At 61.9% G+C, this 20,451-nt stretch carries 16 protein-coding genes and 3 tRNA genes; 11 read left to right on the top strand and 8 right to left on the bottom strand.

Annotated features, from left to right (window positions below; translation table 11 throughout):
- Window positions 1-15: 15 nt before the first annotated feature.
- Together CDO35_RS03505 and CDO35_RS03500 are read left to right on the top strand one after the other, a co-directional pair.
- Complete coding sequence (locus CDO35_RS03505) at window positions 16-1,194, top strand: PLP-dependent transferase (protein WP_099522591.1); 1,179 nt, start codon at window positions 16-18, stop codon at window positions 1,192-1,194.
- Window positions 1,195-1,270: 76 nt separating this feature from the next.
- Window positions 1,271-2,047, top strand: a complete 777-nt coding sequence (locus CDO35_RS03500; RefSeq protein WP_099522590.1) for a ferredoxin--NADP reductase — start codon at window positions 1,271-1,273, stop codon at window positions 2,045-2,047.
- Here CDO35_RS03500 and CDO35_RS03495 read toward each other — a convergent pair whose 3' ends face one another.
- A complete protein-coding gene (locus tag CDO35_RS03495) occupies window positions 2,048-3,073 on the bottom strand; it encodes a CNNM domain-containing protein (RefSeq protein WP_099522589.1) in 1,026 nt (341 codons plus the stop codon).
- 196 nt (window positions 3,074-3,269) lie between these two features.
- Here CDO35_RS03495 and CDO35_RS03490 point away from each other — a divergent pair, with 196 nt between their 5' ends.
- Together CDO35_RS03490 and CDO35_RS03485 are read left to right on the top strand one after the other, a co-directional pair.
- The gene (locus CDO35_RS03490; RefSeq protein WP_099522588.1) at window positions 3,270-3,518 is read left to right on the top strand and encodes an HP1242/YdcH family protein; all 249 of its coding nucleotides are present in this window, start codon (window positions 3,270-3,272) and stop codon (window positions 3,516-3,518) included.
- 68 nt (window positions 3,519-3,586) lie between these two features.
- Complete coding sequence (locus CDO35_RS03485; RefSeq protein WP_099522587.1) at window positions 3,587-3,865, top strand: HP1242/YdcH family protein; 279 nt, start codon at window positions 3,587-3,589, stop codon at window positions 3,863-3,865.
- 75 nt (window positions 3,866-3,940) lie between these two features.
- Here CDO35_RS03485 and CDO35_RS03480 read toward each other — a convergent pair whose 3' ends face one another.
- A complete protein-coding gene (locus tag CDO35_RS03480; RefSeq protein ID WP_099522586.1) occupies window positions 3,941-4,435 on the bottom strand; it encodes a GNAT family N-acetyltransferase in 495 nt (164 codons plus the stop codon).
- A 97-nt stretch (window positions 4,436-4,532) separates the two neighbouring features.
- Here CDO35_RS03480 and radA point away from each other — a divergent pair, with 97 nt between their 5' ends.
- Both radA and CDO35_RS22925 read left to right on the top strand, forming a co-directional pair.
- Entirely contained in the window at window positions 4,533-5,891 is a 1,359-nt protein-coding gene (radA, locus tag CDO35_RS03475) for a DNA repair protein RadA (protein WP_099522585.1), read from the top strand.
- A gap of 183 nt (window positions 5,892-6,074) precedes the next feature.
- Window positions 6,075-6,221 (top strand): hypothetical protein, encoded by a 147-nt coding sequence (locus tag CDO35_RS22925; protein ID WP_166432376.1) that lies wholly within the window; start codon window positions 6,075-6,077, stop codon window positions 6,219-6,221.
- Window positions 6,222-6,382: 161 nt separating this feature from the next.
- Here CDO35_RS22925 and CDO35_RS03470 read toward each other — a convergent pair whose 3' ends face one another.
- A complete protein-coding gene (locus tag CDO35_RS03470) occupies window positions 6,383-6,754 on the bottom strand; it encodes a PilZ domain-containing protein (protein ID WP_099522584.1) in 372 nt (123 codons plus the stop codon).
- A 165-nt stretch (window positions 6,755-6,919) separates the two neighbouring features.
- Here CDO35_RS03470 and CDO35_RS03465 point away from each other — a divergent pair, with 165 nt between their 5' ends.
- Complete coding sequence (locus tag CDO35_RS03465; protein WP_099522583.1) at window positions 6,920-7,426, top strand: DUF3015 domain-containing protein; 507 nt, start codon at window positions 6,920-6,922, stop codon at window positions 7,424-7,426.
- A gap of 204 nt (window positions 7,427-7,630) precedes the next feature.
- On the opposite strand, the gene glyA is transcribed toward CDO35_RS03465, so the two are convergent.
- Together glyA and CDO35_RS03455 are read right to left on the bottom strand one after the other, a co-directional pair.
- The gene (gene glyA, locus CDO35_RS03460) at window positions 7,631-8,884 is read right to left on the bottom strand and encodes a serine hydroxymethyltransferase (protein ID WP_099522582.1); all 1,254 of its coding nucleotides are present in this window, start codon (window positions 8,882-8,884) and stop codon (window positions 7,631-7,633) included.
- 146 nt (window positions 8,885-9,030) lie between these two features.
- Window positions 9,031-13,251 carry an EAL domain-containing protein gene (locus CDO35_RS03455; RefSeq protein ID WP_208019928.1) on the bottom strand — a complete coding sequence of 1,407 codons (4,221 nt, stop codon included), beginning with the start codon at window positions 13,249-13,251 and terminating at the stop codon, window positions 9,031-9,033.
- A 401-nt stretch (window positions 13,252-13,652) separates the two neighbouring features.
- Here CDO35_RS03455 and ettA point away from each other — a divergent pair, with 401 nt between their 5' ends.
- Window positions 13,653-15,320 carry an energy-dependent translational throttle protein EttA gene (gene ettA / locus CDO35_RS03450; RefSeq protein ID WP_099522581.1) on the top strand — a complete coding sequence of 556 codons (1,668 nt, stop codon included), beginning with the start codon at window positions 13,653-13,655 and terminating at the stop codon, window positions 15,318-15,320.
- Window positions 15,321-15,384: 64 nt separating this feature from the next.
- Here ettA and CDO35_RS03445 read toward each other — a convergent pair whose 3' ends face one another.
- Complete coding sequence (locus tag CDO35_RS03445) at window positions 15,385-15,717, bottom strand: PilZ domain-containing protein (protein ID WP_099522580.1); 333 nt, start codon at window positions 15,715-15,717, stop codon at window positions 15,385-15,387.
- Window positions 15,718-15,726: 9 nt separating this feature from the next.
- Entirely contained in the window at window positions 15,727-18,051 is a 2,325-nt protein-coding gene (locus CDO35_RS03440; RefSeq protein WP_099522579.1) for a DUF1631 domain-containing protein, read from the bottom strand.
- 206 nt (window positions 18,052-18,257) lie between these two features.
- On the opposite strand from CDO35_RS03440, the gene CDO35_RS03435 reads away from it, so the two are divergent.
- The 3 genes from CDO35_RS03435 to CDO35_RS03425 all read left to right on the top strand — a co-directional run bounded on the left by CDO35_RS03435 (window position 18,258) and on the right by CDO35_RS03425 (window position 18,500).
- Window positions 18,258-18,333, top strand: a tRNA-Asn gene (locus tag CDO35_RS03435).
- Window positions 18,334-18,342: 9 nt separating this feature from the next.
- Window positions 18,343-18,419: transfer RNA gene (locus CDO35_RS03430), tRNA-Pro, on the top strand.
- Window positions 18,420-18,424: 5 nt separating this feature from the next.
- Window positions 18,425-18,500, top strand: a tRNA-Lys gene (locus tag CDO35_RS03425).
- 46 nt (window positions 18,501-18,546) lie between these two features.
- On the opposite strand, the gene CDO35_RS03420 is transcribed toward CDO35_RS03425, so the two are convergent.
- Window positions 18,547-20,427 carry a potassium transporter Kup gene (locus tag CDO35_RS03420; protein ID WP_099522578.1) on the bottom strand — a complete coding sequence of 627 codons (1,881 nt, stop codon included), beginning with the start codon at window positions 20,425-20,427 and terminating at the stop codon, window positions 18,547-18,549.
- Window positions 20,428-20,451 lie beyond the last annotated feature (24 nt).

Raw genomic sequence — 20,451 nt, 5'->3', positions numbered from 1 at the left:
CGCCGGACGAAAATCATGGAAATGCCCAACGAGCAGCAATTGCTGGCGATGGCGGCTGCGCGCGGCGCGGCGCTGCGTGATGGCCGCGTGGTGCTTTACGCCGGTGCCAACCTGCCCAGCGCCGAGTCGCAGCAGGCCTATGCGCCCGAGCTGAGCGCCTACCCGGCGATGGGACCGAGCTACGCCAAGGAACAGCCGGATACCGATCTGGTCTCTGGCCTCGAAGTGGCCGTGCGCGAGCGCATCTGCAGCCTGTTCGGCGCCGCCTGGGCCGAGCCACGGCTGCCCAGCTGCACCATCGCCAACCTGGCCGTGTTCCACGCCTTCAGCCGGCCGGGTGATCTGCTGCTGGCGCCTGCTGCGGCTCATGGCGGGCACCTGAGCCAGCGCCGTGGCGGTACGCCGGAACTGGCCGGACTACGCGTGGCCGAGCTGCCATTCGACAGCCGCGCCTGCCGTCTGGACGCACAGGCTGCAGCCGAGCAGGTGCGCACATTGCGGCCGAATCTGGTGATGCTCGGTCGTTCGGTGATCATCACCCCCGACGACATCGAGCCGGTGGTAGCTGCTGCCCGCGAAGTGGGCGCCAAGACCATTTTCGATGCGTCGCATGTATCGGGTCTGATCGCCGGAGGCACCTTCCCCAATCCGCTGGCGCTGGGGGTCGACATTCTCACCAGCTCCACCTACAAGACTCTGCCAGGGCGTCCGCACAGCCTGATTGCCGGGCGCAAGGCAGAGGACGGTGAGCGTCTGGCGCGTTTCATCGACCGCGCATTGTTGGCCAACTACGACGCTGGCAAGTTGCCGTCCTTTCTGGTCACCTTGCAGCAGGCCGAAGCCGATGGCGGCGCCTATGCACGGCGCGTCTGCGCGGCCAGCCAGACCTTCGCCAAGGTGTTGCGTGAGCTGAACGTGGCGGTGATTGCGCCGAACCCGGGCGAGGTTTTCACCCATCAGGTGCTGGTGCCGATGAGCGCGGTGAGGGATGCACCTGCCACGATCAAGGCGCTGGAGCAGGAGGGCATTCTGGTCGGCACCTGCAACGACCCGACCACGCCTGGCGGCTATGCCCTGCGTGTTGGTACCCAGTTCATCGCTGCCCAAGGCCAGGACGAGCAAGTGGATAACATCGCCCGCTGGCTGGCCGCTGCCCTGCGTCGTGAGCCGGATGGACGCATGACCGTGGTCTGATGCCCCTGCGATCTGCCGGTTTTTGTCTCACGGCTTTTGCGCGACACTGCCGGCATCATTCGCTCAGGAGCTGCACATGACCATCAGCGATGACAAGTTCACGCGCGAGAGCCTGCTCGACGTACAGACACTGACAGCAAGCCTGTTCACCTTGCGTACCACCCGTGATGCCGGTTTTCGTTTTCGCGCCGGGCAGTTCGTGCGTCTGGGGGTGGAAAAGGCAGACGGTTCGGTGGTCTGGCGGCCCTATTCGCTGGTTTCGGCGCCACATGACGAGTTTCTCGAGTTCTTCTCCATCGTGGTGCCGGATGGCGAGTTCACCAGCGAGTTGAGTCGGCTGCGTGTTGGCGACAGCTTGCTGGTGGAGAAGATGGCTACCGGCTACCTGACCCTGGATCGTTTCGTCGACGGCCGCGAACTCTGGTTGCTCGGCAGCGGCACCGGCATCGCGCCGTTCCTGTCGATCCTGCAGGACTTCGAGGTGTGGCAGCGCTTCGAGCGCATCGTGCTGGTGTACAGCGCAAGAACCTCTGCCGAGCTGGCTTACCAGCCGCTGATCCGGGGGCTTGCCGAGCTGGAGCACCTCGCCGAGTTCGCCGACAAGCTCACCTACCTGCCGGTGGTCACCCGTGAGCAGGCGCCGGATTGCCTGAGCGCGCGCATCACCGATTTGCTCGACAGTGGCGAGCTGGAGCGGGCCGCCGGGCTTGAGCTGACGCCTGAGCATTCGCGAGTGATGATCTGCGGCAACCCACAGATGATCGACGACATTCGCCAACGCCTGAAGGCGCGCGGTCTGAACCTGAGCCTGACCCGGCGCCCGGGTCAGGTGGCAGTCGAAAACTACTGGTGATCAGTCTTCGCGGATCGCCTTGAGTCGGTGCTCCCAGCGGCGCTTGGCAAAGCGGCGCATGTTGGGGATGTCGTCGGTCTCGTCGAGGATCGGCTTGCCGATGATGGTTTCCATGATGTCTTCCAGCGTCACCAGGCCGCGCCAGCTACCGAATTCGTCGTACACCAGGCACATGTGCTGGCGCTCCTGCATCAGCAGGGTCATCAGGTTTTCCACGTTCATGCTTTCCGGCACGACCTTGAGCGGCTTCATGATCTGGGTGATCGGTTCGGCGTCGTTCTCGGCGGCCAGGGCGTCATAACGGAACACCACGCCCAGCGGCGACTCGTCCTCGCCGATCACCGGGTAGCGGGAGAACTGGCTCTCGCGGGCACGGGTTTTGAACGCGGCGATCGATTCATCCGGTGCGGCCGACTCGCAGACGATGCGCGGCGTCATGATGTCGCGCAGGCGAATCTCGTGCAGGTCGAGGATGTTGCTGATCACTCGATGCTCGTCTTCGTCGAGCTTACCCACCTCGCGGCCGAGCAGGGTCAGCGCTTTGATTTCCTGGCGAATGTCGTGCTCCGGCTCCTTGCCGCCAAACAGGCGCATGATCAGGTCAGATAGCACGATGAACGGCTTGAGCAGCAGGATCATCGCCCGCAGCAGGCTCGGCAGGAAGGGGGCCAGGGCGCGCCAGTAACGGGCGCCGATGGTCTTCGGCAGAATCTCCGAGAGCACCAGAATCAGCAGGGTCATGACCGCCGAGGCGATACCCAGGTAACCGTCGCCGAAGACGATTGCCACCTGCGCACCGACACCAGTCGCACCAACGGTGTGCGCCACGGTATTGAGAGTCAGGATGGCCGCCAGCGGCTGGTCGATCTTGTCTTTGAGCTCTTTCAGCCTTTCGTACAGCTGAGGTTTTTCGACCTTCTGCTGAGCGATGTAACTGGGCGTGAGGGAGAGCAGGGCGGCTTCGAGGATGGAGCAGATGAACGAAACCAGAATGGAGAGGACAGCGAACGCTATCAGGAGTGTCATGTAGGGGGATAAGTAGCCAAGGGCCGATGAATTTAGCGCAAGAGCGGTAGGAAAAGCAGAAAAGCTGCAACATTTCATTTCGAAGTGCGGGCACAGGTAGTGCTCGTCGACTGACGGCTGGCTTCCTGATCGCTCATTGGCGGCACGCGGCCCAGCTTCGACTAGGCTAAAGGGACACTCTTTGGGGAGGTCCGCCATGCCGCTTGAACATCACCCGTTGACCCGCGAATTCCCTCAGCAAGGCGATACCATGCGCAAGCTGATGCAAAGTGACCCACACTTCCCTCGCCTGGCTGGAGAGTACGAGGCACTGGACAAGCGCATCTACGAAATAGAGGACGGCCGTGAGGCTGCCGACGACCTGACATTGCAGGGGCTAAAGCTGCAGCGTGTGGGCCTGAAGGACGAGATTGCCGATCTGCTGCGTAAGGCGGGCAGTGCTTGATCCGGATCAAATGAACGGTCGACGTGCAGCGCTAGGCTGGAGCCATCTTTCTTGTCAGAGGCTTCATCATGCACGTCGACCACCATCCGTTGGTTCATGACTTCCCCGAACTGCGCAACGAACTGCAGCGCCTGCGCCAGAGCGACGAACAGTTCTCTCGCCAGGCCGAAGAGTACGAAGCGCTGGACAAGCGCATCTGCCGGATAGAAGACGGTATCGAGTTGCTCGATGACGTCACCCTCAGCGCGCTGAAACTCAACCGTGTTGCGCTCAAGGACGAACTTGCTCGTCAGCTCAAGCGTGCCTCCGGGCAGTGCTGTGGCTGTGGCAACGGTTGCAAGGGTTGAGTGTAGGCGCCGGCTTGCCAGCGATATTTGTGAACGGTTGATCGCCCGCAAGCGGGCTCCTACGGCCAAACTCTTTCAATGCACGGGCGGGTTGATCAGATAAGTCAGCAGCCCCTCTGCCTCATCTTTCGTCCAGACCGCTCTCGGCGGTCTTGGCAACTCGCTCATCAACTGTTGCCAGAAAGCCAGGGCCACCTCGTCCTGGCGGTAGAAGCGCAACAACCAGGTGCTGCCGTCGCCCATCGCCTGTTGCACTAGTGCACGGCCGATACCCAGTCGGCGGTAGCGCTTGAGGATGAACAGATCGGCGAATTCCGGTGCATCGATGGCGGGCAGTTCGCTGCGCTCGACCAGCAGAAAACCGGCAATGAACCCATCAGCCAGGATCAGGCTGGCGCTCCAACCCGGCTCCTGCCAATAGCGCTGCAGGTGCTCCTCATGGATGTAGAAACGACCGTCGACCTCGACGTCCTCCTGCTCCCAGTCCGAGCTGTCGTAGGAGTAGAACTGATAAAGATTGCGGATCAGCGGTAATTGCTCGGCGGTGGTGGGTAGCAGTTCGATCTGCATGGTGTTCCCTGGTGAAGGTCTGTGTCGGTGGTCTGTAAATCTATCCAGTAGTTCGGTATCGTTCCAGCCTTCGCTCAACAGGCAGGACGATTTCCCCATGGCCAAGGCAAAACGCATGTACGGCTGCACCGAGTGTGGCGCCACTTTCCCCAAGTGGGCCGGGCAGTGTGGCGAGTGCGGCGCCTGGAATACCCTGGTGGAAACTGTGATCGAGGGCGCCACGCCCAGCGGTCGCACCGGCTGGGCCGGCGACAAGGCCAATATCAAGACTCTGGCTGAGGTCAGTGTCGAGGAAATTCCGCGTTTTTCCACCGCTTCCGGTGAGCTGGATAGGGTACTTGGCGGTGGCCTGGTCGATGGCTCTGTGGTGCTGATCGGTGGTGACCCAGGCATTGGCAAGTCGACCATCCTGCTGCAGACCCTGTGCAATATCGCCACGCGTTTTCCCGCCCTCTACGTCACCGGCGAGGAGTCGCAGCAGCAGGTGGCGATGCGTGCACGGCGGCTGGACCTGCCGCAGGACAAGCTCAAGGTCATGACCGAGACCTGCATCGAGACGATCATCGCCACCGCGCGCCAGGAAAAACCCAAGGTGATGGTGATCGACTCGATTCAGACCATCTTCACCGAGCAGCTGCAGTCGGCGCCAGGCGGTGTCGCCCAGGTGCGCGAGAGTGCGGCGCTGCTGGTGCGTTTCGCCAAACAGAGCGGTACGGCGATCTTTCTCGTCGGCCACGTGACCAAGGAAGGCGCGCTGGCCGGCCCGCGCGTGCTGGAGCACATGGTCGATACTGTGCTGTATTTCGAGGGTGAGTCCGACGGTCGTCTGCGCCTGCTGCGGGCGGTGAAGAACCGTTTCGGCGCGGTTAACGAGTTGGGTGTGTTCGGCATGACCGACAAGGGCCTGAAGGAAGTCTCCAACCCCTCGGCGATCTTCCTCACTCGTGCTCAGGAGGCGGTGCCCGGCAGTGTGGTGATGGCCACCTGGGAAGGCTCGCGGCCAATGCTGGTGGAGGTGCAGGCGCTGGTCGACACCAGCCATCTGGGCAACCCGCGCCGCGTCACCCTGGGCCTCGATCAGAACCGTCTGGCCATGCTCCTGGCGGTCTTGCATCGCCACGGCGGCATCCCGACCTATGACCAGGACGTGTTTCTCAACGTGGTTGGTGGGGTCAAGGTGCTGGAAACGGCTTCTGACCTGGCGCTGATGGCGGCGGTGATATCCAGCCTGCGCAACCGACCACTTGAGCACGATCTGCTGGTGTTCGGCGAGATCGGCCTGTCTGGCGAGATCCGCCCGGTGCCGAGTGGTCAGGAGCGCCTGAAAGAGGCGGCCAAGCACGGTTTCAAGCGTGCCATCGTGCCCAAGGGCAACGCGCCTAAAGAAGCGCCGCCAGGGCTGCAGGTCGTCGCTGTCACGCGGCTGGAACAGGCGCTGGATGCGCTGTTCGAATAAGCAAATTCGCGGCTAAAACCTTTACCACAGGCGCCATGAATCGGCTGTGGGAGGGGCTACAGCCGCGATCCACGCATGCGGCGTTCTGCCGCGAGTGGGGCGGGGCGAAAACTGACCGAGATCAATAGGTAGCAGGCTATCGGCGCGCAGCATGAAGGCGTATCCACTGAAGGAGATGCCATCATGTTCCTGTTCTTCGATTTCTTTTCCCGGGCTTTCAACTTCGACGCCAAAGCAGTCGAGTCGCGCGATGCACGTCGTGAGGCGCAGCGTATTCAGGTGCGTCGCCAGCGCCGTGAGCAGGCAGAAGCGGCCTGCCTGCGTCACTGACCACTAGGCTCGGTACGAAAAGTGCCTGCGCTCGGTGATGCTTCGCTAAAAACCGGTTCGGAATGCTCATTTACCACTCGTGAACTCGAGTGCGAGCCCAGTCCGTTCCTCACCGGTTTTTGCCTCGCTTGACCTTCGCTCGACGACTTTTCGTATAGAACCTAGTCGTCTTCGCCCAGCGCTGCCAGTTCGCGTTCCAGAAGCTGTTCATCGCCAAGGTTGAGTTCGACCAGGCGGCGCAGGTGGCTGATGGAGTCCAGATCGATATGGCGGCAGACGAAGCCGAGGGACTGCGGCTGGGTGCGCGTCAGCACCACTTCCATCTTTACCTTGGCTTCGTCTCCCAGTTCGATAAGGGCTTCGAAGGGCTGGTTCGGGTCACCGTTCCAGTCACGCGGGGTCTTGATCAGCAGGCCCTTGAGTGAAACATCGTGCAGAGCTGCCGACCATTGCCGCTCACCTTGAGCGATGACGGTGGGGGCGTCGAAGGCGATGCGCTGAAAGCGCCGACGCTCGTTGGCTGATTCACTCATGCCCATACTCCTGAAGGATTTACATCACTATAGCCAAGGCTAGTGAGCCTGTGCCGTATAGCTGTGTCGTGGCGCACAACTGAGCTACATCAGTTTGACAGGTGACCAAGTCTCACCAAAGCTCCTTATGCGGTTTTAATTACTCGATATTGCGGAGTGACAGATATGAGCAAGCGACTGCTAGGCAAAGGTTTGGTCTTTGGCCTGTTGAGCATGGCCAGTGTTGGCGCATTTGCCGACGCTGCGGGTGGCAATGGCTGCGGCTGGGGCAACATGTTGTTCGAAGGGCAGCGTGGCATAGCCCCGCATTTTCTGGCCACCACCACCAATGGTACCTCGGGTAACGCCACCTTCGGCATGACGTCGGGTACCAACGGTTGCGACACCAGCGGCGCTCTGGGCTACAACGGCCGCTCCATGCTGGCGATGAACGGTATGCTCGATTCCATCGCCGAAGACATGGCCATGGGCCAGGGTGAAGCGCTGGACGCCTACGCCACCTTGCTGGGTGTAGAGGCCAAGGATCGTGCGCACTTCGCCAAGGTCACCCACGATAACTTCGGCAGCATCTTCAGCCAAGCCGACGCCACCAGCGAGCAGGTGCTGGCCGCTACCCTCGACGTGATGAGTCGTGATGCGCAACTGGCGCGCTATGTGAAACAACCGGCCTGAGGCAAATCCCAGGCAAAAAGAAGCCCGCCAATTGGCGGGCTTCTTTGTTTCAGGCTGAGCCTTAGAACCTGTTCACGATCTGCTGCGCGTCGGCGCTACTGCGTTAAAAACAAGCTCGGAATGCTCATTTACCACTTGTAAACTCCGCTTCCTCGCTTGTTTTTGCCTTGTATCGCTCTAGCTCGCTAGATCGTGAATAGGTTCTTAGTTGCCGTAAACCGGGAACTGGGCGCACAGGGCTTTGACCTGCTCACGCACGCGGCCTTCGACTTCATCGTTGCCGATGTTGGCCAGTACGTCGCAGATCCAGCCTGCCAGTTGACGGCACTCGTCTTCCTTGAAGCCGCGAGTGGTGACTGCAGGGGTACCGATACGCAGGCCGGAGGTGACGAACGGCGAACGCGGATCGTTCGGGACGCTGTTCTTGTTCACGGTGATGAAGGCGCGGCCCAGGGCTGCGTCGGCATCCTTACCGGTGATGTCCTGCTTGATCAGCGAGAGCAGGAATAGGTGGTTCTCGGTGCCACCGGAAACCACGTCGTAGCCGTTTTGGATGAACACCTGGGCCATGGTCTGGGCGTTCTTGATCACCTGCGCCTGGTAGGTCTTGAACTCAGGCTGCAGCGCTTCCTTGAAGCACACGGCTTTGGCAGCAATGACGTGCTCCAGCGGGCCGCCCTGGCCACCCGGGAATACCGCGGAGTTGAACTTCTTCTCCAGCTCTTCGTTCTTGCGCGCCAGGATCAGGCCGCCGCGCGGGCCGCGCAGGGTCTTGTGCGTGGTGGTGGTAACGACGTCGGCGAACGGCACCGGGTTCGGGTACAGACCGGCGGCGACCAGGCCGGCCACGTGAGCCATGTCGACGAACAGGTAGGCGCCGACCTTGTCAGCGATGGCGCGGAAACGCGGGAAGTCGAGCACCTGCGAGTAGGCGCTGAAGCCGGCGATGATCATCTTCGGCTTGTGCTCGACGGCCAGGCGCTCGACTTCGTCGTAGTCGATCAGGCCTTGATCATTGATGCCGTACTGCACGGCGTTGTAGATCTTGCCGGAGAAGCTGACGCTGGCACCGTGGGTCAGGTGGCCGCCGTGGGCCAGGCTCATGCCCAGTACGGTATCGCCGGCGTTGAGCAGGGCCATGTATACAGCGCTGTTGGCCTGGCTGCCGGAGTGCGGCTGGACGTTGGCGTAGTCGGCGCCGAACAGTTCCTTGGCGCGGTCGATGGCGAGTTGCTCGACCACGTCGACGTACTCGCAGCCACCGTAGTAACGCTTGCCCGGATAGCCTTCAGCGTACTTGTTGGTCAGCACGCTGCCCTGGGCTTCCATCACCGCCGGGCTGGTGTAGTTTTCCGAGGCGATCAGCTCGATGTGCTCTTCCTGGCGCTGAGCTTCTTGCTCCATCGCGGCAAAGAGTTCGGCGTCATAACGAGCGAGGTTCAAATCACGGCTGAACATGGCAATCCCCTGAAAACCAGTTGGGCGGAAGAAATAGGCGGCGGATTCTACCGCAAAGGTCGCATTCAGGCATATGAAGGTCGGTCATGAGCCTGACAAATGGCCTTCATGCTGAGTCGGGCGCAGGGCCTGCTGGTGTTCGCCAGTCAGCTGAGCATGAACAGCGCTGCGCCGCTGAACTGGGCGGTGAGCTGCCGAGCAGGCATCGGTCTACCCAGCAGGTAGCCCTGCACTTCGTCGCAGTCGTGTTCGCGCAGGAAGTCCAGTTGTGCCTGGCTCTCCACGCCCTCGGCGATCACCATCATGTTCAGGCTGTGCGCCATGGCGATGATAGCGCGAGCGATCTGCGCGTCCTGCTCACCATCGGGCAGGCCGTCGACGAAGCTGCGATCAATCTTCAAGACGTCGATGGGGAACTGCTTGAGGTAGTTCAGCGACGAGTAGCCGGTGCCGAAGTCATCCACCGCAATGCACAGTCCCAAACGCTTGAGGTTGCCGAGCGTTTGCATGGCGCTGGCGACGTCACGCATCAATATGCTTTCAGTCAGCTCCAGCTCCAGACAGGCCGGAGCCACGCCGGTTCTGTCCAGAATAGTGGCGATCCGTGCGCTCAGATCACCCTCGGCGAACTGACGGGCCGACAGGTTGACCGAGATCTTGGGGATACGTATCTGCTCTTCTTGCCATGCCTTGAACTGGCGGCAGGCTTCCTCCAGTACCCATTCGCCGACCTGGACCACCAGACCGAGCTCTTCCAGCACCGGAATGAACTCGGTGGGTGATACCAGGCCGCGGCTCGGGTGGTTCCAGCGCAGCAGTGCTTCGGCCCCGGTCAGGCGACTGCCGTCGCCGGAGAACTGCGGCTGATAATGCAGGACGAACTGGCCCTGCTCCTGGGCGTGGCGCAGATCGCTTTCCAGCTCCAGACGCTCCAGGGCGCTGGCGTTCATGTCGGCCTGGTAGAACTGGAAGTTGTTCTTGCCGCGCTCCTTGGCGTGATACATCGCAGTGTCGGCGTTCTTCATCAGTTGGCTCAGTTCGCTACCGTCCTGCGGGGCGAGGGCAATGCCGATACTGGCGGTGACGAAGAACTCGCGGCCTTCGAGCACGAAGGGGCGGGCCAGGCTGCAGAGAATCTGCTCAGCGACATGAATGGCGCGATTCAGTGCGCCCTCGCGGGTGGCGCGCGGCTGCAGCAGCAGGGTGAATTCGTCGCCGCCCATGCGCGCCACGGTGTCGTCGCCATCGACGCAGGCCGACAGGCGCACGGCCACATCCTTGAGCATACGGTCGCCGGCAGCGTGGCCGAGCGAGTCGTTGATCGGCTTGAAGCGGTCGAGGTCGAGGAACATCAACACCACCCATTCATCATGCCGGTCCGCATGTTGCAGGGCATTGTGCAGGCGATCCTGGAACAGGGTGCGGTTGGGCAGGTGGGTCAGGGCGTCGTAGTAGGCCAGGCGGTGGATGCGCTGTTCGCTGGCCTTGCGTTCGCTGATGTCGCTGAAGAAGCACACATAGCTGACCAGGTCACCTTCTTCGTCATGTACCGCGGTGATGCCGACCCAGGCAGGGAAGTTCTCGCCACCCTTGCGCTTGAGCCACACCTCGCCCTCCCAGCTGCCACGCTGGTTGAGTTGGCCGAGGATGTACTGCAGGTGCGCCGCCTGCTGGCGATCGGCGGTGAGCATGCCTGGAAGCTGGTCGAGCACTTGCCCGGCGGAATAACCACTGACGCGGCTGAAGGCCTTGTTGACTTGTACGATGTAACCGGCCGGGTCGGTCACCAGAATCGCTGCGGTGGAGTGTTCGAATACCGTGGCAGCCATGCGCAGGTCTTTTTCCGCGCGACGTTGCTGGCTGACGTCGCGGCCAACGCCGAGGATGCCCTCGAAGCGACCGTTCTCGTCCCACATCAATACCAGGCGCAGTTCCACCGGGATCTTGTGGCCATCGGCGCGCAGGCAGTCGAAGACGAACAGCTGGTCTGGCAGTTCATCGCGCAAGCGGTTGAGTCGATCCTGCTCGCCGAGTGAGTCGCGAATCCGCTCGAGCAGCAGGTAGAGGCTGGCGAGCTGCTGCGGGTTGGCCGCGAGGCCTTGCAGGCCGTTGGTTGTCACCCATTCGGCGTCGTAACCGAGCATGGCTTCGACCGACGGACTGACGTAGTTCAGGTTCAGGCTGTCGTCGGTGGAGACGATCACGTCGCTGATGCTTTCCGCCAGCAGACGGTAGCGTTGCTCGCTGTCACGCAGCGATTGGTTGCGCTCGATCTGCTCGGTAATGTCCTTGGCCACGCCGATCAGGCGGCTGACGCGCCCGCGATCATCGCGCGCCAGGGCCTGTTCGCGGATGCTGAACCAGCGCCACTGGCCGTTGCGGTGACGCCAGCGCAGCACTGATTCGAGCAGCAAACCGTTGCCGACCACTTTCTGCAGGTTGCGGATGCGCCAGTAGTATTCGCTGTCGTCCGGGTGCAGTACCTGCTCCCAGAAGTCCCTGCTCATCGCCTTGAGCTCGCTGACGCTATAGCCCAGCTGCAATCCGAGGCTGTGGTTGCTGAACAGCACCTGCTTGTTCTGCATGTCATGCACGTAGAGCAAGTCGGGAACCGAGCGAACCACTTCGGACCAGAAACGCTCACGCTCAATCAGCGACAGCTCAATGCGCTTGCGGCTTGTGATGTCGCTGATGCTCAGGGTGACTGCCTGATAGTCCTGGAGCATTTCCGGCAGGCGCAGCACCAGCCAGACGTGACGCTGCAAGCCTTGTGCGGTGACCAGCTGGGTTTCCAGCTCCATCAGATTGGGGCCTTCGAGTACGGCCACAGCCAGGCGGTAACACAGGTCGTCCGGCTGTACCGGGCCGTTGTCGATCAGCTGTTGCCAGGCCTGTTCGGTTGACTTCACCCCGAGCAGGTTGAGCGCCACCTGGTTGGCCTCGGTAATGCGCAGTTGCTCGATCAGCAGTTGCTGATGCTCGGCATCGGCTTGCAACCAGCGTTGCAAACCCGCCGCATCGCGCAACTTGTGCTGCAGCAACAGGCTGCGCAGGCCGGAGAGATCGAGCACGCACAGAGCCACGCCGGTGCCATCGAAGATGTCCTGGTAGCGCCTGCGGGTTTCCTGCAGCACGCGCATGGCCTGCTGTTCATCGGTCACATCGCGCAGCACCCAGACATAACCGGCATGGCGCCCGACCTCGCTGATATCGCTACGGGTCACGGCGAACAGGCGCTCGCGCCCCTCGCTTTCGACTCTGATCAGCTCCGCTCCCAGATCACTGCTCAGTTGTGGGCTGTTGAGCAGCAGGGGGTCGAGATCGGGCAGTAGATCAAGCAAATGGAGTTCCCTGGCCACGCCGCTAGGAACCCCGAACAACGCTTCGGCCTGTGGGTTCAGGTAGCGCACTTTGCCGTCGGCCTGAGTAACCAGAATGCGCTCTTCGACGGCGCCCAGGGCACTGGCGGCCTGGCGAAGCGAACGGCGTGTTTCGGTATTCAGGCGCTGCAGACTGCGTTGCTCGCGTTGCAGGCCGTACAGAACCAGTAGGGTAAGCAGGCTGCACAGTGCGAACAGCAAGAACTTGCCGGCCAGGGTCGGCATCAGCTCGTTACCGGCGCGCTCTGCATCGAACAGGGCGCGCAGTTGCCAGTCACTGCCGGGCAGGGTGATCAGCTCCAGGCTCTGCGCCTGTTCTGCCGCGGTAACCGGGGCGATGATGCTGCCTGCCTGTTGCAGGTCGTCGGCGCGCGCTATCACGCGGTGGCTGAGCAGATCTTCAAGTAACCAGTCGTACTCGCTCTGGTGCTGCTCGCGCAGCCAGCCGCGCAGCGCACTGGTGCGCATGCGCAATACTCGGTGACTGTCGTCAGGCTGACGCAGCAGCAAGTAGAGAGCGCCGCCGTCCAGTGCGCTAAACGCGAAGTGATAGGGCTCCGTACCGCTGCGTTGCTGCTGGTTGCGAATGAAACTGAGGTCGCGTGACTCACTGGCGCTGTCGGCCAGCAACTGCCCGTTGGCATCGAGCCAGGCCACGCTGTCGAGGGTCGGGAAAATGCTGCGCAATGAGGCGACCAACGCGCTGCCGTCGCCAGCTCGTGCCGGACTGCCTTGCAATATCGCCTGGCCCGCCTGCGCCTTGAGGCGCATGTTCAGGCTCAGGTGCTTGGCCAGTTGGATGCTGTAACCCTGGCTCAGCTGCTTCTGGCTATCGAGCAACTGTCGATATTCCTGGGTCAGTTGCCAGGACAGCAATCCCAGGATCGACAGCACCAACACGACCAGTGCGCGCCTCAGCGCCATGCGGCTCTTCGGTGCGCGCGACTCGCCCGGGGAGAAGGAAGGCAGGGATGAGGGAGTCGACACGTTCTGAGAACCTGCAGCCAGTGCTGGGCTATTTTAAGCGTTGGGACGCGCGAGCATGCCTGCGCTCGCGAGAGCCGGCTAGCATGCCTGCAAACGTGGCCAAGTGCCAGCTATGCCGACGAACGTAGGTTTGCCCTGTCACGCACATTCCGGTAGTTTTGCGCCGCGCGCGTGAACTGTCCGCGCGGTACTTGGCGTTCGCCTCCGCAGGGGCTAAGGTCTCTGCAAACGCCTCGCTGCAGGCTTGGTAAAACCGGCCTGCAGCCGGTAATACGGCGGCCTGGCCGGTATGCGTCAGATGGTCAGACTGCAGGCGTTGCCGGTTTCGTCACTCGCAACGTTCTCGCAGTGCCTGCAAGGCCCGCCATTTTCAGCCCTCATTCTCACCAGTCAGGTTCTCCATGGCTCAGTACGTCTACAGCATGCATCGGGTCAGCAAGGTCGTCCCGCCGAAGCGTGAAATTCTCAAGGACATCTCCCTGTCATTCTTCCCAGGCGCCAAGATCGGCGTGCTGGGCCTCAATGGTGCCGGTAAGTCCACGCTGCTGCGCATCATGGCCGGTGTCGATACCGAGATCGACGGTGAAGCCCGTCCGATGCCGGGTATCAAGGTCGGCTACCTGCCGCAGGAGCCGCAGCTCGACCCGAGCAAGACGGTACGCGACATCGTCGAAGAGGCCGTAGGCGAGATCAAGCAGGCCCAGGCCCGTCTCGACGAGGTCTACGCCGCCTATGCCGAGCCGGACGCCGACTTCGACGCCCTGGCTGCCGAGCAGGCCAAACTCGAAGCCATTTTGCAGGCTTCCGATGGCCACAACCTGGAGCGCCAGCTGGAAGTCGCCGCCGACGCTCTGCGTCTGCCGGCCTGGGACGCCAAGATCGAGCACCTGTCCGGTGGTGAGAAGCGCCGCGTGGCGCTGTGCCGCCTGCTGCTGTCGGCCCCCGACATGCTGTTGCTGGACGAGCCGACCAACCACCTGGACGCCGACTCGGTGGCCTGGTTGGAGCGCTTCCTGCACGACTTCCCTGGCACCGTGGTGGCAATCACCCACGACCGTTACTTCCTCGACAATGTCGCCGGCTGGATTCTCGAACTCGACCGCGGCCACGGTATTCCCTACGAGGGCAATTACTCCGGCTGGCTGGAGTCCAAGGCCAACCGCCTGGCCCAGGAAGCCAAGGCCGAGGCGTCGCACGCCAAGGCCATGAAGGCCGAACTGGAATGGGTACGCCAGGGTGCCAAGGCGCGCCAGTCGAAATCCAAGGCACGTCTGCAGCGTTTCGAGGAGATGCAATCGCAGGAATTCCAGAAGCGTAGCGAGACCAACGAGATCTACATCCCGGCTGGCCCGCGTCTGGGCGACAAGGTCATCGACTTCGTCAACGTGTCGAAGTCCTTCGGTGACCGTGTGCTGATCGATGGCCTGTCCTTCAGCATCCCCAAAGGCGCCATCGTCGGCGTGATCGGCGGCAACGGTGCGGGTAAGTCGACCCTGCTGCGCATGATCACCGGCAAGGAGCAACCGGACGCCGGCAGCATCGAAATCGGTGAAACCGTGCAGATCGCCAGCGTCGAGCAGAGCCGTGAGGCGCTCGAAGGCAACAAGACCGTATGGGAGCAGATTTCCGACGGTTTCGACATGATCAAGGTCGGCAACTATGAAGTGCCGTCGCGCGGTTATGTCGGTCGCTTCAACTTCAAGGGCGCCGACCAGCAGAAGTTCGTCAAGGACCTCTCCGGTGGTGAGCGCGGTCGTCTGCACATGGCGCTGACCCTGAAGCAGGGCGGCAACGTGCTGCTGCTCGACGAACCGTCCAACGACCTCGACGTGGAAACCCTGCGTGCGCTGGAAGAGGCGCTGCTGGACTTCCCGGGCGCCGCGGTAGTGATTTCCCACGATCGCTGGTTCCTCGACCGTATTGCCACGCATATCCTCTCCTACGAGGACGATGGCAAGGTCAACTTCTTCGAAGGCAACTACACCGAGTTCGAAGCCGATCGCAAGAAACGCCTGGGCGATGCCGCCGCGCAGCCGCACCGCGTGCGTTACAAGAAGCTGGCGCAGTAAGTTCGCCAGATGAAAAAACGGAGCCTTCGGGCTCCGTTTTTCGTTGTGCTGGCGCGTGGCTGGTTCAGAGCCTGGCCAGCAGGCTCTCCAGCGCTTTGGCCTGGTCCTCGGCCAGATCGATGATGTGAAAGCCCGCCCAGCAATGCTGGCCGTCAGCGCCGGGGCGGCTCCACAGGCAATCGGCGCCCAGATGTACTTCCTGTACCGCATCGCTACCTGTGGTGCACACCAGGCGGCATTCCAGCACCGCATCAGCGGTGTGGGGGGTGTCGCTGAACAGCATGAAGCCATCGGCAGACAGGTCGACGATGCGGCCCAGGCGCTGCCCGCTGTTCAGGTCGAAGACCTCCAGCTGCATCTCGGTGCCATGGCGGCTGTGTTGACGACGCTCTTCCATGGAAATTCCTCAGCGGGGTTCGGCTGTGCGCCCAGTGAAGCGCTGCAGCACACGGTAGATGGCAGTCAGCGCGCGATCAACCAGTGGTGTCGCGCGTTCGGGTGTCACGATACGGGCCAGGCCCTTTTCCATCTCACTGGCCAGCAGGGTTAGAGGCTTGATCGCCACGCGCTGGCCACTGTGGTCGACGAACATGTAGTTGTGCGTGGTCGGGCTAAACCAGGAAAGCTTGAGTACGCGGCTCTTGCTGCCATCGACGAACTCGAACCAGGTGCCGAATTCGACGGTGGCCAGTTCCTTGGCCAGGGCTTGTGCGCGCGCCGAGAGCTTGCTGCGCGAAGGTGCCTGGCGAGCCAGGTCGGCATCCTCGCCGAGCATGGCGCCCAACGGACTTTCTGGCAGGGTGGGTTTGAGCTGGGCGGCCAACTGCGGTTGTTTGGCTTGCACCGCATGCTGGCAGGCCACCAGGTCCTGCAGTAGACGACGGATACCGTCTTCGTGATAGCCGCCGAGCAATTCCAGGCCCTTGCGCAGGTCGCTGAGCATCGGCACGCGCTGCTCCTGCAACTGCAGCGCCTCGGTCTCGTTCAGCGGGGTGCCGCTCCAGGCCAACTGCTCGGCCACTTCGCAGGAGCGCTTCCACTCCGTGCTCTGCTCGCCATGGCGCAGCAGGACGAAAACCAGCACATCGGCCCAGGTCAGCTCGAGGAAATTGCGGATGATTGTCGGTAGGTTGCGCTGCCCGATGCAGCGCTGAATCACCTCGAGTGCCTGCTCGCGAGCCCCCAGTAGGCGATCACGGCCCTTGGCTGCCTCGACTGCGCGGCGTTCGCGCAGCTCGACCTTGTGGCGCAGGGTTTCGACGTATTCGTTGAACTCCTCGATCAGGCTGTCAAACAGCCCCAGATCGCCGTTGAAACCGTGAATCACCCGTTCGACCACCCACTGCATCTTGGCCAGCAGGCCGCGTTCGTCGCCCTCGTTGCCATACAGCACGCCGGCTTGGGCCATGGTGTTGAGCAGGCGCCGCGCCGGATGGTGGTGCTGGGTAAACAGCGCCTTGTCTTGCAGCGCGATTTTCAGATAGGGCGTGTGCAGGTGCGACAGCGCTGTCTTGCAGGCGTCCGGCAGGTTCTCGTCATCGAGGATGAAGTCGAACAGCATGCCAACCAGGTCGATCACGTCGGCTTCCTGGTCGGACACCTTGCTATCGCCGGGCAGGCTGCTGTGTGATTCCAGCTGCTGCTGCAGGTCGGCTTTGAGGCCTTCAACGGCCTGCGGTTGATGCAGGCGCTGGGCCAGTTCGTGGGCTGACTGCTGTTGCATGCGGTTGAGCGCAGCGAGCAGTTCGCTGGCGCTGTAGGTGCGGCTGGCCTCACGCGGGGAAAAGCTGATGATGCTTCGTGTGCCACCGAGTAGTGGGGCATCAGGTTGGCTCTGACGGTGCTCGCCGAGCAGGCTGGACAAGCCGCTGAACAACGCGCCCGGCTCGCTGGGCGGTGGTGCGCTGAGGTCCAGGTCGAGCAGTGCCGGCTCTGCGAGCGCAGGGTTTTTACCCGGTCTGCCTGATGTTTGCTGTTGGGGCGTCGGGGCTTCTTTCGTTGGGGCGTCGGGGCGGCTGACGCTTTGAGTGATCTGTGCGCTGTACTTGAGGTTGGGCAGCACGCCGGCATCGATCAGGCGCTGGTTGAGCGCGCCATAGAGTGAATCGAGGCTTTGCATCACATGGCGATCGAAGAGCATGTAGAGGATGGTCTTGATCTGCAGCGGGAAGGGGCAGGGCGCCAGCGCATCGCGAAACGCCTGGGCAATGGCCTGTGGGCCGAAGGGGTTGCTGTCCTCGCCGAGCTTCTGACCGTTGTTGAGCAGTGCCAGGCGCTGCTCCAGGGCAAATAGTGGCTGGGTGCAGCGTGCCTTGACCCGGCTGACCATATTGGTGACCTGCAGGGTTTCTTCGTAATCCTCGTTCTGCACCAGGGCCAATTGCTCGGGGTCGAGTGTGGCCGGTGTCTGGTCCTGCAACTTGCCGTCGAGGAAATCGGAAAAATTGTTGGCGATGGTCTGGTGGTAGCTGCGCTCGATCTGCGGGCGCTGGCGGCGGATCTCGCGCATGTTGTCGAAGAACAGCGTCTGCACCTTGTTGTTCTCGGCCTTCTCGGCGCATTCGAACAGGGTGTCATCGACCTGGCCGAATACACCACTCAGATGCTCCGCCAGGCGATTCATCACCAGTTTGCGGCAGGCTTGTACCAGGTCGCTGAAGCGCGGCTGTATGCCGCGGCTGGCGAGGCTGACCACCTTGGGATGAATGGGGGGCTTGTCCTGGTTGCTCATGGACTGTCCTGGCTGGCGTCTTCGGCTGGCGCGTCCTGCGTCGTGCCACAGTTCGATGAAACATATAGTAGTCCATGGCTTGCCTGCAAAGCATTGTCGTAAAAGCAGTTTGCAGGGGTTGACAGGGAAATTTTGCTACGTAAAATGGCGCGCCTCTGAAGCGGTAAAGCGAAAGCCAAAGCGCAGAAGAGCTGGAAGACCGAAGTTCCGCGATAGCTCAGTCGGTAGAGCAAATGACTGTTAATCATTGGGTCCCTGGTTCGAGTCCAGGTCGCGGAGCCAACTTCCTATCGGGGTATAGCGCAGTCCGGTAGCGCGCTTGCTTTGGGAGCAAGATGTCGGGAGTTCGAATCCCCCTACCCCGACCATTTTTGGGTCGTTAGCTCAGTTGGTAGAGCAGTTGGCTTTTAACCAATTGGTCGTAGGTTCGAATCCTACACGACCCACCATACAACGACGAAGCCCGCCAAGTGCGGGCTTCGTCGTTTCTGCGTTTCAGATTTCCACCTGAGTACCCAGTTCGATCACGCGGTTGAGCGGCAGGTTGAAAAAGCGCAGGCTGCTGTTGGCGTTCTTCAGCATGAAGGAGAAGATCATCTCGCGCCAACGGGCCATGCCAATGCGGCGGGTCGAAACCACCGTTTCCCGGCTGATGAAGTAGGTGGTGTGCATCGGCTCGAAACTCAGCCCGGGAACCTGGCATTGGCTGAGCGCCAACGGCACGTCAGGACGTTCGCTGAAGCCGAAATGCAGCAGAACGCGGTAGAAGCCTTCGCCATGCTCCTGAATTTGCACGCGCTTGCTGGCGGCAACGCGTGGGCTGTCCTCGCTAATCACCGTCAGCAACACCACATGCTCATGCAGCACCTGGTTGTGCAGCAGGTTGTGCAACAGCGCATGCGGCACGCTGTCGGTGCGTGCGGTCAGAAACACCGCAGTGCCTTTGACGCGATGTGGGGGCTGGCGGGCGATGCTGTCGCTGAACACATCGAGTGGTAGGGCATTCTCGCCCAAGCGCTCGAAGACGATCTCCTTGCCGCGCTTCCAGGTGGTCATCAATACGAACAGGACGATCCCGGCGACCAGCGGGAAAGCGCCTCCGGCCAGCACCTTGGGCAGGTTGGCGATGAAGAACAGGCTATCGACCAGCAGGAAACCACCGAGTATCGGCAGGGAAAGCCACTTGGGCAGGTTCCACAACAGCAGCATCACGGCAGCGGCCAGCAGCGTGGTGATCAGCATGGTGCCGGTCACCGCCACGCCATAGGCCGAGGCGAGGGCACTGGATGAGCCGAAACCGAGCACCAGCAGCACGACGCCGATCATCAGCATCCAGTTCACCGTACCGATGTAGATCTGCCCCTGTTCGGTATCCGAAGTGTGCTGGATGAACATGCGCGGGATATAGCCCAGCAGGATGGCCTGGTGGGTCAGCGAGAACGCGCCGGAGATCACAGCCTGGGAGGCGATCACCGTGGCCAGGGTGGACAGGGCCACCATCGGCAGCAGCGCCCAGCCCGGAGTCAGCAGGAAGAAAGGATTGTGTGCGGCGGCCGGGTTGGCGAGGATCAGCGCACCCTGTCCCAGGTAGTTGAGCAACAGGCCCGGCAGCACCAGAAAGAACCAGGCGCGAGCGATGGGCTTGCGACCGAAGTGGCCCATGTCGGCATACAGCGCCTCGGCTCCGGTCAGTGCCAGCACCACGGCGCCAAGGATGGCCAGGCCGATGCCGGGGTGGACGATGAAGAAGTGAATGCACCAGTAAGGGTTCAGCGCCTTGAGCACTTCCGGGTACTGGCTGATGCCATGGACGCCCAGCACTGCAAGCACGCTGAACCAGAGCAGCATGACCGGCCCGAAAAGAATGCCAAGGCGTGCTGTACCGTGTTTCTGGATCAGGAACAGGCTGACCAGGATCACCAGTGCCAGTGGCACGACCCAGCGTTCGATACCGTCGAAGGCGACCTGCAGACCTTCGACCGCCGACAGCACCGAGATTGCCGGGGTGATCATGCTGTCGCCGAAGAACAGCGCCGCGCCGAACAGACCGATCAGCAGCAGCACCTTGCGCAGACGTGGGTAGTTGCGTGCGGCACGTTGAGCCAGCGAGGTCAGGGCCATGACGCCGCCTTCGCCGTCGTTGTCCGCGCGCAGAATGAACAGTACGTACTTGACCGATACCACCCAGATCAATGACCAGATGATCAGCGAGAGAATGCCCAGTACGCCCTCATGGTTGGGCGCTACGCCGTAATTGAACACTTCCTTCAGGGTGTACAGCGGGCTGGTGCCGATGTCGCCGTAGACCACGCCGGTAGCGGCGATCAGCAGTGCAATGGCCGAGGGTTTGGCGGCAGTCGTATTGCTTGGGTGCATCTGCGATGCTCCGTTGCAGGCGGA

Source organism: Pseudomonas sediminis (assembly GCF_002741105.1).
Lineage (GTDB): Bacteria > Pseudomonadota > Gammaproteobacteria > Pseudomonadales > Pseudomonadaceae > Aquipseudomonas > Aquipseudomonas sediminis.
This window is presented reverse-complemented; position numbering and strand designations above follow the sequence as displayed.

Excerpts from the sequence above, each read along its gene's own strand:
- CDO35_RS03505 (WP_099522591.1), top strand. The coding sequence starts at position 16 with ATGGAAATGCCCAACGAGCAGCAATTGCTGGCGATGGCGGCTGCGCGC.
- CDO35_RS03470 (WP_099522584.1), bottom strand. The coding sequence starts at position 6,754 with ATGAGTGAATCAGCCAACGAGCGTCGGCGCTTTCAGCGCATCGCCTTC.
- CDO35_RS03495 (WP_099522589.1), bottom strand. The coding sequence starts at position 3,073 with ATGACACTCCTGATAGCGTTCGCTGTCCTCTCCATTCTGGTTTCGTTC.
- CDO35_RS03445 (WP_099522580.1), bottom strand. The coding sequence starts at position 15,717 with ATGGAAGAGCGTCGTCAACACAGCCGCCATGGCACCGAGATGCAGCTG.
- CDO35_RS03500 (WP_099522590.1), top strand. The coding sequence starts at position 1,271 with ATGACCATCAGCGATGACAAGTTCACGCGCGAGAGCCTGCTCGACGTA.
- CDO35_RS03490 (WP_099522588.1), top strand. The coding sequence starts at position 3,270 with ATGCCGCTTGAACATCACCCGTTGACCCGCGAATTCCCTCAGCAAGGC.
- CDO35_RS22925 (WP_166432376.1), top strand. The coding sequence starts at position 6,075 with ATGTTCCTGTTCTTCGATTTCTTTTCCCGGGCTTTCAACTTCGACGCC.
- CDO35_RS03485 (WP_099522587.1), top strand. The coding sequence starts at position 3,587 with ATGCACGTCGACCACCATCCGTTGGTTCATGACTTCCCCGAACTGCGC.
- CDO35_RS03480 (WP_099522586.1), bottom strand. The coding sequence starts at position 4,435 with ATGCAGATCGAACTGCTACCCACCACCGCCGAGCAATTACCGCTGATC.
- ettA (WP_099522581.1), top strand. The coding sequence starts at position 13,653 with ATGGCTCAGTACGTCTACAGCATGCATCGGGTCAGCAAGGTCGTCCCG.
- CDO35_RS03420 (WP_099522578.1), bottom strand. The coding sequence starts at position 20,427 with ATGCACCCAAGCAATACGACTGCCGCCAAACCCTCGGCCATTGCACTG.
- radA (WP_099522585.1), top strand. The coding sequence starts at position 4,533 with ATGGCCAAGGCAAAACGCATGTACGGCTGCACCGAGTGTGGCGCCACT.
- CDO35_RS03465 (WP_099522583.1), top strand. The coding sequence starts at position 6,920 with ATGAGCAAGCGACTGCTAGGCAAAGGTTTGGTCTTTGGCCTGTTGAGC.
- CDO35_RS03440 (WP_099522579.1), bottom strand. The coding sequence starts at position 18,051 with ATGAGCAACCAGGACAAGCCCCCCATTCATCCCAAGGTGGTCAGCCTC.
- glyA (WP_099522582.1), bottom strand. The coding sequence starts at position 8,884 with ATGTTCAGCCGTGATTTGAACCTCGCTCGTTATGACGCCGAACTCTTT.